The sequence below is a fragment of the Sporosarcina cyprini genome (assembly GCF_022048975.1).
GTDB lineage: Bacteria > Bacillota > Bacilli > Bacillales_A > Planococcaceae > Sporosarcina > Sporosarcina cyprini.
The window spans coordinates 194017-206224 of record NZ_JAKMHX010000016.1 but is presented as its reverse complement, the minus strand read 5'-3'; the positions used below and the strand labels follow the sequence as shown (position 1 = coordinate 206224).

The 12208-nt window shown below is 44.7% G+C and carries 13 protein-coding genes; all 13 read left to right on the top strand.

What is annotated here, in order from left to right:
* The first annotated feature begins 52 nt into the window (after positions 1–52).
* The 13 genes from L7D49_RS04635 (at position 53) to L7D49_RS04575 (ending at position 12201) form a co-directional block, all read left to right on the top strand.
* Positions 53–556, top strand: a complete 504-nt coding sequence (locus tag L7D49_RS04635; RefSeq protein ID WP_238079646.1) for a GNAT family N-acetyltransferase — start codon at positions 53–55, stop codon at positions 554–556.
* Positions 553–1422 carry a phosphotransferase gene (locus L7D49_RS04630; protein ID WP_238079645.1) on the top strand — a complete coding sequence of 290 codons (870 nt, stop codon included), beginning with the start codon at positions 553–555 and terminating at the stop codon, positions 1420–1422. Before L7D49_RS04635 ends, L7D49_RS04630 begins: the two co-directional genes overlap by 4 nt.
* Positions 1423–1590: 168 nt before the next feature.
* Positions 1591–2703, top strand: a complete 1113-nt coding sequence (locus L7D49_RS04625; protein WP_238079644.1) for a GerAB/ArcD/ProY family transporter — start codon at positions 1591–1593, stop codon at positions 2701–2703.
* 8 nt (positions 2704–2711) lie between these two features.
* Positions 2712–4172 (top strand): spore germination protein, encoded by a 1461-nt coding sequence (locus tag L7D49_RS04620; protein WP_238079643.1) that lies wholly within the window; start codon positions 2712–2714, stop codon positions 4170–4172.
* The gene (locus tag L7D49_RS04615; protein WP_238079642.1) at positions 4162–5322 is read left to right on the top strand and encodes a Ger(x)C family spore germination protein; all 1161 of its coding nucleotides are present in this window, start codon (positions 4162–4164) and stop codon (positions 5320–5322) included. The genes L7D49_RS04620 and L7D49_RS04615 overlap by 11 nt, the downstream gene beginning before the upstream one ends.
* 126 nt (positions 5323–5448) lie before the next feature.
* Complete coding sequence (locus L7D49_RS04610) at positions 5449–5964, top strand: GrpB family protein (RefSeq protein ID WP_238079641.1); 516 nt, start codon at positions 5449–5451, stop codon at positions 5962–5964.
* Positions 5946–6473, top strand: coding sequence for a D-glycero-alpha-D-manno-heptose-1,7-bisphosphate 7-phosphatase (locus L7D49_RS04605; RefSeq protein WP_238079640.1), 528 nt, complete (start codon positions 5946–5948; stop codon positions 6471–6473). Before L7D49_RS04610 ends, L7D49_RS04605 begins: the two co-directional genes overlap by 19 nt.
* Before the next feature lie 20 nt (positions 6474–6493).
* Positions 6494–7015 (top strand): P-loop NTPase family protein, encoded by a 522-nt coding sequence (locus L7D49_RS04600; protein WP_238079639.1) that lies wholly within the window; start codon positions 6494–6496, stop codon positions 7013–7015.
* A 16-nt stretch (positions 7016–7031) separates the two neighbouring features.
* Entirely contained in the window at positions 7032–8015 is a 984-nt protein-coding gene (locus L7D49_RS04595) for a nuclease-related domain-containing protein (RefSeq protein ID WP_238079638.1), read from the top strand.
* Positions 8016–8587: 572 nt separating this feature from the next.
* Positions 8588–9067: a DUF6530 family protein gene (locus L7D49_RS04590; RefSeq protein ID WP_238079637.1), complete on the top strand. Its 480-nt coding sequence runs from the start codon at positions 8588–8590 to the stop codon at positions 9065–9067.
* A gap of 23 nt (positions 9068–9090) precedes the next feature.
* Positions 9091–10467, top strand: coding sequence for an MATE family efflux transporter (locus L7D49_RS04585; RefSeq protein ID WP_238079636.1), 1377 nt, complete (start codon positions 9091–9093; stop codon positions 10465–10467).
* 412 nt (positions 10468–10879) lie between these two features.
* Positions 10880–11401, top strand: coding sequence for a cysteine hydrolase family protein (locus L7D49_RS04580; protein ID WP_238079635.1), 522 nt, complete (start codon positions 10880–10882; stop codon positions 11399–11401).
* A gap of 26 nt (positions 11402–11427) precedes the next feature.
* Positions 11428–12201 (top strand): nucleotidyltransferase domain-containing protein, encoded by a 774-nt coding sequence (locus L7D49_RS04575; protein WP_238079634.1) that lies wholly within the window; start codon positions 11428–11430, stop codon positions 12199–12201.
* The last annotated feature ends 7 nt before the right edge of the window (positions 12202–12208 follow it).

Here is a 12208-nt window from a genome sequence, read left to right as displayed (position 1 = left end):
GTATGTGAAGGGTAGAACGCGAAAGTAAGCAGTAAGAAAAGGGGAGGAACTCATGACAAAACAAGCACTGGATATTCGAAAAGCAACGGATGCTGCATCGGTCATCACCTTATTAAAAGAAGTAGCGGCATGGCTGAAAGCGAATGAGATCGATCAATGGGGCTTTTTGTTGGAAGGTGGAGAGGACGAAGAGATCAGGCAGGCCGTCCAGTCGGGAGGTACATATGTGGTTCATCTGGAAAACGAGATGGTAGCTACCTTTACGCTTTACCCGCGCCAAAGTGAATGGGACCAATACATATGGGGAAATGAGGACCAAGCTGACGTCCTTTATCTTCATCGGCTGGCAGTTGCACCTCTCATGATGAGGAAGGGGCTTGGGCAGAACATCTTGCAATGGATTTTCGAAAACTATCATCAATCAATTCGTCTGGATTGTGTATCAGGACATAAAAAGTTAGCCGAATTTTATGCCGAGAATGGGTTTACTCTTGTTGGTGAGTCGAAAGATGGCCATTGTAAGTTTCAAAAAGAAGGCAAGGTGCCAAATAGATGATTGAAACACTTCAAAACAAGGGTATTATCCCGAATGGAAACTATGAGCTTATAGAATTGAAAAGTGGGACGACAAGTGGACGTGTGTATTTAATAGCAGGTGAAGAAAAGTTTGTTTTAAAGTACGATCAACCGATTGGAATCGGGATTGTGGAACGATTTTATGAAGCCTACAGAACCATCGATTTATTCCCAAAAGTATATGCCATTGACTTGGAAAATGGATGGATTCTGTATGAATACATAGATGGTACGACACATACGAATCGGGGACCGAAGTCGGAATGGATGAATCTACTCGTGACTCGGGTTTTGAATCAGTACAAACCGTTCGACCCACAATGGCCATGGGGCCGGGTAGGAGGCGAGCCAAGGTCGACCTGGTCGGATTTTAATCGAAAGAGCTTAGAATATGCATATGAAAACATAGGGGATTTATTACCCAATGAAGACTATTCCCGAATGGAATCGATTGTCGAGGAACTGGCGATGTATGATGTGGACGAAGTGAAATATTACTTGCACGGGGATATGGGTGTCCATAATTTTGTCTTTAAGAATGATAGAATGGCAGGTGTTATCGATCCTTCTCCTCTGGTGGGGCCTATCCTATATGATTTTACTTATGCATTTTGTTCCTCTCCGGATGACCTGACAGTAGAAGCGCTTCTTTCCTCTTTTGAACTGTTGGACTCTGTGCATATGGAAACATCCCGGCTGATTAAGGAAGTTGTATTCCAGTTATACACTCGGATTGGCATATGCAAGCAAGCGCACCCTCATGATTTGGATGCGTATTTGCAGGCTTGGGCGTATTGGAAACGGGTTCTTGAATCCAAGTCTAGTGAGATTACCATGACAGAATAATGACTAGCTAATTCTTTGTGCAGACAAGTTATCTTCTTGTCTGCATTTTTTATCGTTAACCAGAATTCTTCTAAAAACGCCTGAAAGCCGTGTTTTTCTGTCGGCTGGTTATATTTACATTGTATGGTGTCAAGAATAAGAGGACAAACAAACGATAGAGGTTGTTACATGAAAAATACGGGCACGATCAGCACTTTGCATATCATCTTTTTAGCGATGACCGTTATTGGTCTCAAAAATCATGTTACCATATTGCCTCCTTTAATAGAAAAGGTAGGAAGGGATGGTTGGGCTTCCGTTTTATTGGCAGCAGGTGCTGTATTGCCCTGGCTGCTGCTTCTTGTTTACGTAGTAAAAAAAATGAACGGAGTCCCCGCAAAGGATTGGCTGCAAGAAAAACTCGGAAAAGCGGGCTCGGGCTTTGTTCGATATATTATCGCGTTATACTTGATTATTTTGGCTTCCTTTACAATTGACGAAACCTTGCAATGGGTGAACGCGACGTTTTTACCTGAAACTCCGTTTGTTTTCATGTTACTCATTTATGTAATTCTTTGCGTTTATTTTGCTACGACGAGCCTGTCCGTTATTGTGATGGCAAATGTTCTTGTATTAGCTGTCGTTGTCGTGTTAGGCTTTTTTGTTTCCTTCACTAATATTAAAGTGAAAAATTATGAATTATTACAGCCATTTTTCGAACATGGTTTTCATCCGATTGTGCAGGGGGCAATATATCCAGGGTCTGGTTTCGTTGAAATCACCCTGTTGCTGTTGATTCAGCACCGGAGTAAAAAAACACTTGGTTTTAAACATTTTTTCATCATCCTCATGATTCTGTTGTTCTTAACATTAGGCCCGTTTATAGGCGCCATCACAGAATTCGGTCCAATTGAAGCGGCGAAGCAGAGGTATCCCGCTTATGAGGAATGGGGACTTGTCAGCATTGGACGGTTTATTGAGCATGTTGACTTTCTCTCCATTTATCAGTGGTTGACCGGAACTTTTATTCGGGTGGGATTCCTTCTATATATCGCAATTGATTTGCTTGGGTGGGAAAAAAAGAAGCAACAAGTTTGGAGGGTAATTGCCCCTGCTTTCTTCTTTATATGCATCCCGCTTCTGACTTTGAGCGATCATAAATTTCTAATATTAAAAGGTGAATATTTGTTAAAGGGCAGCTTTGCAATCTTCGTTCTACTATCTTTATTCTTTACCGTTCTAACCTTTTTCTCCCGAAAATCAACGAAGAAAGCAAAACAGAATCCAACTGAAGATGGGTGATGAGAAGCATGCAGTCTGCAGAAGATGCAATTACGGTGGACACGTTAAAAAAACTATTTGAGAAATCTGCGGATATTCTTTTTCAGGAGTATACATTTAACGATCAAAAAGTGGTCTTTGTTATTTGTGAAGCAATGGTCGATCAACAATTATTACATGGACTAGTCGTGAAGAGAGTGCAAGATTTTTGCGAAGGAACGGAAACGACGCAGACGGGTCGAGATGTTATAGGGCAACTTCACGTTCCTGCAATTCAAAAACTCACGAAAAAAAGTGACATTATCTCTTTGGTATATACGGGAAACGTTATACTTTGCTTCGAAGACCCCGATGAGATCTACTCCAGCAACATAGCTCATAAGCCGAACAGAAATCCGGAAGAAACAAAATTGGAAGTCTCGGTAAAAGGCCCTCGAGATGATTTTATTGAGGATGTTGCCACAAATATAGCGATCATTCGTAAACGGATTCCAACGAATTCTTTGTGTGTAGAGAAGTTTGAATTAGGTAGAAGGAGTAAGACGACTGTAGCTCTTCTGTATTTTGATGATATTGCGAATAAACAAACATTGCAAACTCTCCAGCAACGTTTAAGTCAAGTGGATATCGATGTTGTATTTAGCGGAGATATTCTAATGGAAAAGGTGGAAAAAAACCCACTTTTATTTCCCCTTCATGACTTAACAGGTAGGCCAGACCATGCGGTGCAATCTCTCGCAAGGGGACGCTTTCTAATATTTGTAGACGGTACGGCGTATGGAATTATTACACCAGCTAATATTGGTCTGCTACTAAAGTCGGGAGAAGATAATGAGAATCCGGTTATTTTCAGCTCCTTTGAACGATTGCTTCGTTTTTCAGGAATTGTAATCGGAGGGATGCTGCCTGCGTTTTGGCTGGCGCTTACTACCTTTCATCAAAACCAGATGCCAATGCAGTTATTGGCCACAGTTGTCGAATCAGGCATGGGGCTGCCATTTCCTACCGTGATGGAAATGTTGCTCATGATTTTCATGTTTGAGTTGTTTCGGGAAGCGGGATTGCGGCTGCCTGCGGTGATTGGAGGAACGATTAGTGTGGTGGGAGGATTAATTATTGGAGATGCGGCCATCAACGCCGGAATCACAAGTCCTGCTATGATTGTCGTCATTGCATCTTCCACTATAGCGACATTCACTTTGGTCAATCAATCGCTTGTCACTGCGGTAAGTATCATTCGATTGTTTTTTATAGCGCTAACTGCATTTTTTGGCTTGTTCGGATTTTTCATTTCGCTTTATTTCGTCATCGTTTATTTGGCGAAGATCAGAGTTTTTGACACGCCATACTTGAACTTCACTTCTGATATTAGTTTGTCCAGTCTATCAAAGACATTCTTCCGGATGCCGACAGCCCAGTACAAGGATCGGCCAGAAATGTTAAATCCACAAGACAAGACTAGGGCTAAAGAGGAGAATCATGAAAAATAAAAAACGTATTTTACTCGTGATGATCATTATGAATATTCTCCTGACGGGCTGTTGGAACCGGACAGAACCCGAGCGTATGCTTTATGTACATGGATTAGGAATCGATTATAAGGATGGAGAATTTCATGTATACACACAAATCATCGACTTTGCAAGTACAGCAAAGATGAATCAGCCAACCCGTTCGCGTGCACAGTCGGAAGTGGGATTGGGAACTGGAAAAACGGTAGATGAAGCAATTTTTAAGCTATACAATTCAGTTGACCGTCGGGTTTACTGGGGACATTTGTCGTATATCGTATTTTCTGAGGAAGCGATGACGGCTGGAGCGGTCAATCCAGTTGTTGATACGTTCATCCGTTACCGAGATACACGTTATGAAGTTCAGCTATATGGTACGAGCGATCCAGTCAAAGATATTTTGCTGACAACGCCTATAATTAATACGGCTATTACATTATCGAAATTAGGAGATCCAAGAAATTCATTTGAACAAAACTCTTTTATCCACCCAATTACAATGCGTACGTTAATTATCGGGTTGGATGAACCGAGCCATGAAATGACACTGCCTTATGTAATTGTCAAAGAGAATTGGGAAACTGTTGACCAAACGAGTAAAGTTGCCGATTTGGCGGGCGTGGGCATTCTGTCGCCTAAGGAGTTTAAAGGATTTATTGCCCATGATAAGGCGAGAGGAATTCAATGGATGACAGACAAGTCGAAGCGTATTGAAGTGTCGGTCAAATCTGGTGAAGAGGAAACGAATCGCCAATCATTAATTGTGGATAGTTTAAAAAGGAAAGTAACACCGACTGTAAATGGATCCACTGTCTCTTTTAAGATTGACGTCAGCTTTGACATAGCCGTGTCTTCAGTCCAAGGAAAAACGACTTATGGAAAGCTGGTTAAAGCAGTTGAAAAACAGGTGGAAAAGGAAATTCGGGAAACATACGAAGAAGGATTAAAATTGGATGCTGATGTCTATCGATTGTCCGAGTACTTATATCGAAAAGATGTGAAATCATGGAAACGTCTGCAGAAAGAAGGAAAGGTAGAGCTCGATGAAGAATCGATCGATTCCATACATGTTCATGTTAGGCGAGTCAAATCGGGGAGAAAGTCGTTGACAGAAGTTTACGGACCGTAAAAAGGATTTCTCGCTCTTCTTCTCGAAGACAGCGGAGTCGGAACAGAAAAACAATTAGCGTGCGATCAATGGCTCGTTCCGTTTCTGGGGACGGGCCATTTTTGTGTGCAGCCGTGAGGTGATAGGATGAGAAAAGTTGTGGTACTGCCTTATTCGAATGTGTGGCCATCGAAGTTTCAAGAAGCTGCTAAGGAATTGCAAGGTGTGTTTGGATCGGAATTGATCGCCATTCATCATATTGGGAGCACATCGGTCGTCGGTTTATCCGCCAAACCGATTATCGATATCATGCCCGTTGTGAAGGAAATTGCGAAGATTGATTCCTTTCATGACGCCATGCAGGAGCTTGGTTACGAAGCGAAGGGGGAAAATGGCATTGCCGGGAGACGCTATTTTCAAAAAGGCGGTGATGACCGGACGCACCATGTTCATGTATATGAGGAAGAATCTCCGGAAATCGGGCGGCATCTTGCTTTCCGGGATTACTTGCGTGCGCATCCAGATATGGCCGAGAAGTATGGCGAGTTAAAAGAAGAACTCGCAATGCGTTATCCAAGTGACATTGCGGCGTATATTGGAGGAAAGGAAAGACTTGCTTTGGAGATTGAGAGGGAGGCTTTGGAGTGGGTGCGAAAGGAATGAAGGCTGCTTTTTTTGATCGGGATGGAACGATCATTGAAGATTATTTGGATGAAGAATGGACAGGTGTTTCGGAGCCTGTTTTCCTTCCTGGCGCAATCGAGACATTGCGTCAAGTACGTCAGAAAGGTTATGACATCATTATTATTACGAATCAATATTTGATTAATGAGGGGTTCATTACAATAAAGCAATATGAAAAAATTCAAGCCAAGCTATTGCTGGAGTTGGAGAAACAGGGTGTGGACATTTTGGCTGTTTATTATTGCCCACATCGCCGGAATGAGGGCTGTGATTGTTGTAAACCGGAAACCGGGATGATACTGCAAGCGTTAAATCACTATCCTTCGATAGATTTGAAGAGTTCCTTTGTAATAGGAGATTCGGAAGTCGACGTGGAGCTGGCAAGGCGAATGGGCATGAGAGGATTTGGCATCAAGGTGCCGATTCCACAGGGCGAGCCAGGTATTAAGCAAGTAAATGAAGTGGCGGATGTGCTGCGATACATATAGTTTGGTAGGGGTGGGTAAATTTGAAACTGTTCGTAATGGGGATTGTGGCGAGCGGAAAAACAACATATGCGAAAAAGCTATCCGCTCAGTTGGGGCTGCCTTTCGTTGAATTGGATTCTGTCGTTTATCATGAGAAAGAAGGACAGCGGGTGAGGCGGTCGCCGGAAGATCAGATGGAATTAATCCGGGAAATCGACCGGTCAGGAGGATGGGTGATGGAAGGGGTCTACCGTCCTTCTTATCACGCGCTGTTTGATATGGCGGATGCAATTATTTGGTTGGATCCGCCTTTGAATAAAAGAAGATACCGCATCTTCCGCAGACATGTGAAACAGGTGCTAGGAATTGAGGCATGTGCATATAAGCCGGATTTTCAGATGCTGGTCAATATGTATAAGTGGACGGAGGACTTTGAGCGGAAGCGGCCGGTGCTACAGGAATACTTGAAACCGCATCGGCGGAAGGTGATTACGGTGAAGGGGGATCCTTGGCTGGATGGGGAATTGAAGGATTTATTAAATTTGAATGAATGTTATAAATAAAGTAGAATTCTAGATAATGATAATCGAAAGGTGTGGAAGAACATTTATTAATAAACAAAGAATGAAGCCTTTACTATGGGAAGGCTTGCAGGCGGCGATGAATCGTTTGCCGGAGTACCACGAAAGTATTCCCGCATTGCAAACAAAGCAGGCCACCGTCCAAGCGGGTTTTGGAGGTGAGCAGGAGCTCGATAAGATTTTCGAGCGATATCCTTTTTCCATGGAATATCGAGTATTTCAAGATCTCTCTCTTTTTACTAGCACCCCCTTTCAGCTAGACACGTTGTTCATCACCCCTTGGTACGCCATTGTGTTTGAAGTGAAAAACATGTCGGGTGAGCTGCTCGTCACTGAAAATCCCCCTCAGCTAATCCGAACATTAGAATCGGGACAAGTGAGCCGCTTTAATAGTCCAATCACTCAATTGGAAAACAACTGCGCGTTGTTTACAGATTGGCTGAGCCGAAGAGGTGTTTCAATTCCAGTATATGGAGTTATAGTGCTCGCCTATCCAAGACAGCATATTGACGTATTTGACACGAATATTCCTATTTTATTCCCCCAAGCGGTTCCTACCTTTATTCGCAAGCTTCCGACAGGAGTTCCTTTGTTGGAAGAAGCAGATTTTGAGCATTTGCTAACAAACCTCCAAAAAAGTCATCGGCAGTTCATTCCTCCTCCAATCTGCACGACATTTTCCATTCCTTCTGAACATATTCAAACAGGCGTCATGTGCCCGAATTGCCATCGCCTCGGCATGAAAAAATATACGGGAGGCTGGCGATGTCTTTCTTGTGGGAAGACAAGCAGGTACGCCCACAAACAAGCCATTCGGGAGTGGTTCCTCCTATTCGGAGGCGCCATGCGCAATCAAGACTGCCGCCACTTCCTCCATGTAGAACGACAACAAACGGCTCATCGATTACTAACCTCCATGGAACTAGAGAAAAAAGGCTCCTATCGGAATAGGACCTATAGTATGAGATTCGATATGGAATAGCGCACTTGATTGTGCGCTTTTTTAGTGGGCTGGAAAAGGGAGTCGGTGGTAAAAGGTCGAGAGACGGTGGTAAAGGAGCTTAGGTCGGTGGTAAGAGGCTGAGAGTCGGTGGTAAAGGAGCTCAGGTCGGTGGTAAGAGGTCGAGAGACGGTGGTAACGGCGTGCAGGTCGGTGGTAAGGGGGAGAGCTTGTGGTAAAGGAGCGTAGGTCGGTGGTAAGAAGTCGAGAGACGGTGGTAAAGGAGCGTAGGTCGGTGGTAAAAGGTTGAGAGACGGTGGAAAAGGAGCGCAGGTCGGTGGTAAGAGGGAGAGACGGTGGAAAAGGAGCGCAGGTCGGTGGTAAAAGGTTGAGAATCGGTGGAAAAGGAGCGTAGGTCGGTGGTAAGGGGTTGAGAGAAGGTGGTAAAGGAGCTCAAGTCGGTGGTAACCGGGTACGACTTGATCGTGAGGATCATGAGTGGAGATGCTTTCTGAGACTAGGGTGTCCTTCAGTTTTTTATTGACAAAAATTAGCGGAAAGTATATATTTACTGCACTAGTAATTTAGTAAATCAGTAAATGAGGAGAGTGGAAATGAAAATTCCTACACATTTGAAACATAAGCCGGTGATTGTCGCGGAGAATTATGCAAATATAGATGGGCGGACGGCGTATAAGACGGATGCTCAAGGGTTATCGCTAGGCTTGGCACAGTGGAATGACCGGGGAAAGGTGGACATTTCAGCGAAGATTTGGCGGCATACTGGGGATAAGTGGTCTCGCCAATCGGAGGAGATGCCGCTGCATCGGGTCTTGGACTTGGCAATTTTGGTATGCGAGGCGCAGCTTTATTTCCGCGAGGCCTATCGTCATGAGGATTTATATGATCCGGAAAATCCCGTCATTAAGCGTGTCGGTTTGCAAGGGGATGCCATGACGGTGGAAGTTTGCACGGAAAATGAACAAATTAAAGAAGATATTCAATTGTTCCAACAAGCTTTGAACGAAGACGGTGAATTAATCGGCGAGCGATTACGCACACTGTCACACATCTTAAAAGAAATGGGTTATTAAATATAACTCTAGAGGATCTAATTATGAATCATACGTTAGTACGCGATGAAAAGGCTTTAAAGAAAGCGTTTATCGGCTTTTTAGTGCCAGTTATGATGGCGAATATTTTACAATCCCTTGGTCAAATTTTTGGGATGTTTTTAGTCGGGAGATATCTGGGAGTCGATGCCTTGGCGGCGATTTCCGCGTTTTTCCCGTTCTTCTTCTTCCTAATGGCCTTTGCAATCGGCCTTGGATCAGGTAGTTCGATCTTGGTCGGTCAGACGTATGGTGCTGGCAATGTCGATAAAATGAAGCAAGTCGTCGGTGTGACCTTGGCGGCGACCACGCTGTTATCTGTAGTTGTTGCGATTTTCGGTGGTTTTTTTATCGAGACGATTTTGCGCATTATGCAGACGCCGGAAAACGTTTTTGAACAAAGTGTTTCCTATGCACGCATCTTATTCTTCACCTTGCCGGTCATGTTCCTTTACATGGTATACACGACATTCCTTCGGGGCGTTGGCGATTCCAAGACGCCGTTCATTTTCCTGGTGATAAGCGTTGTTGCCAATATCGCGTTTCTTCCGGTCCTCATGTTTGGCTGGCTCGGTTTGCCTCGGCTCGGATTGAATGGGGCGGCGTATGCATCGGTGTTGTCCAATTTCATTACCCTTGTGCTGTTGCTCCTTTATTTGCACAAGAAACAACATAGCTTACGGCTAGATCGCACAGTATTGCAATACTTTAAATTAAAGAAGGATATCCTGTCCTCCTTGCTGAAGTTGGCCATTCCGGCGAGCATTAGTATGGTTGCCATCTCAGTCGCGGAAATTGCCATCATTGGTTTCGTCAACATCTATGGCTCCAGTGCAACAGCAGCTTATGGCGTTGTCAATCAAATCGGCGGGTATGCACAGATGCCGGCGATGAGCATTGCGATCGCCACGTCCGTATTTGTCGCGCAGGCCCTTGGCGCGAGTTCGACAGAAATGATTCAACAAATCCGCCAGATTGGCGTCCGCTTGAATTACGTGTTGGGCGGTATCTTTATCGGCGTGATGTATCTGTTTGCCGAGCCAATTTTAGGACTCTTTATTGATCATGGCGAGACGCTGTCCATTGCAAAGGATTATTTATTCATCACGTTTTGGAGTTATCTCATCTTTGGACATATGCAAACAGTTACCGCTACGATGCGTGCAACAGGCGTTGTTCTGTGGCCAACTATCTTTTTGGTGCTTACAATTTGGGCAGTTGAGGTGCCTGCGGCGTATTTCCTGTCTCACCATACGCCTCTCGGAATAAATGGTGTGTGGGCCGCTTATTCGATCGCCTTTTGTGTCAACTTCATTTTGCAATACACTTATTTCAAGACGAAGTGGAAAAAGAAAACGCTGCAGGTTATGCTGCGCGATTAAATTAGTGGAGAACCAGGCTTTTAGAGCTGGTTCTTTTTTTGCTAGGAGTGATTTTTGGAGGTATTGGTGCTTAGGCGTTAGGAGAGTTTGTGGTGATTGTTCGAGAGTCGGTGGTAAAGCGGAGAGTCGATGGTAAATGTGTGAGAGTCGGTGGTAAAGCGGAGAGTCGGTGGTAAACGTGCGAGAGTCGGTGGTAAACGTATGAGAGCCGGTGGTAAGCAGCCGAGAGTCGGTGGTAAGCGTGTGAGAATCGGTGGTAAGCACCCGAGAGACGGTGGTAAACCCAGATGCCGATGGTAACTCAATGTTTCAGCAGGAAACCAATGAGTCCAATAAAATCCTCCGAAGGAAGAAGGATTCTTGTCATCTCAACCGAAATAGAATAGAAAGACAATGGACGGAGGACTAAGTTATGGAAGCTTTATTGGTAATAGATGTGCAAAACGGCATTGTGGAGCACGGGGAGTTTCAAGAGGAATTGGCGAGGATTGAAAAGATGATTCTTCATTTTAAGGAGAAGGGCAAGCCGGTTATTTTCCTGAGGCATTTGGATTCGGTGGAGGAGAGCACTCTCTATGAAGGTTCCCGAGGGTCGGAGTTGCATGAGTCGGTGAAGGGATATGCCGAGCAGGTGATTGAGAAGCGGACGCCGAGTTCATTTTATGAGACGAATCTTGCTGAAATACTGGATGGATACGGCGTGAAGCATGTCTATATCACCGGCTTCATGACGGAGTTTTGCTGCTTGTTTACGTCGATTGCTGCGTTTGACCGAGGGTATCAGGTGACGTTCATCGAGGATGCGACGGGTACGACGAACAACGGACAGACGTATGAGATGGCGGATCTCAATATTCGGGATTTCGTTGGTACGGTGCTTCATTGGTCCGAGGTAATCAATGTGGTGGATTTTGAGGAACTTGAGCTGCCATGACAACGATTCAGTTAGGTTGTGAATAAATGAAACAACAAGAAATTGCCGTTCAGGTTATTTGTGAGAGTTTGAAAAAGGATCCACATGTAGAAGCCATTTTTTTGAAAGGGTCGATGGGCAGAGGCGAGCATGATGAGCATTCTGATATTGATATGTATTGTTTGGTGAAACAGGAGGAGGAGACGGGGTTCCTTGAGAGGCGATTGGAGCATCTGCGTGCTTACCGGGAAGTAATTTTTACCGATGATATTTTCATAGTCGCTCCTCAGCTGATTGCGGTTTTTGATAACTACCTACATATAGATTTATTCACGGTAACACGGGAGTCTTTTCCAGGACATGATCATTTCACCGTGTTGCATGACCCGCATGATGTCATGAAAGAATTTATTGCCACACAAGGCTTGGCGCTCTCCTTAGAAGAATACCGGGATGATGTGATGGACATTGCTTGGTTTTTATTCCAGTATCGCAAGTCGGCGGCACGTGGCAATGACATCTGGTCCGTGCGGATGCTGTCCAATGTAGTGCACCATCTGGCGAGGGCATTACTGCATCGGTACGCGCCGGAGCGGGCACAACTCGGGCTGAAGACGGTTTCGCAGTCGTTGCCGGAAGAGAGGGTGGCAGAAATGATGTCCATTCATGAAAGGGTGACCCCCTCCCGTCATGGGCAAGCGGCGGGCTTGATCAGCAGCCTGCTAGCGGATGAGTATGGATGGATTCAAGAACAATTGAAAGAGGAGACGCAAACGCTTGACTTCTTGCAGCGGATGATCGAACTTCATGCAGTCGGGTAACCAATTA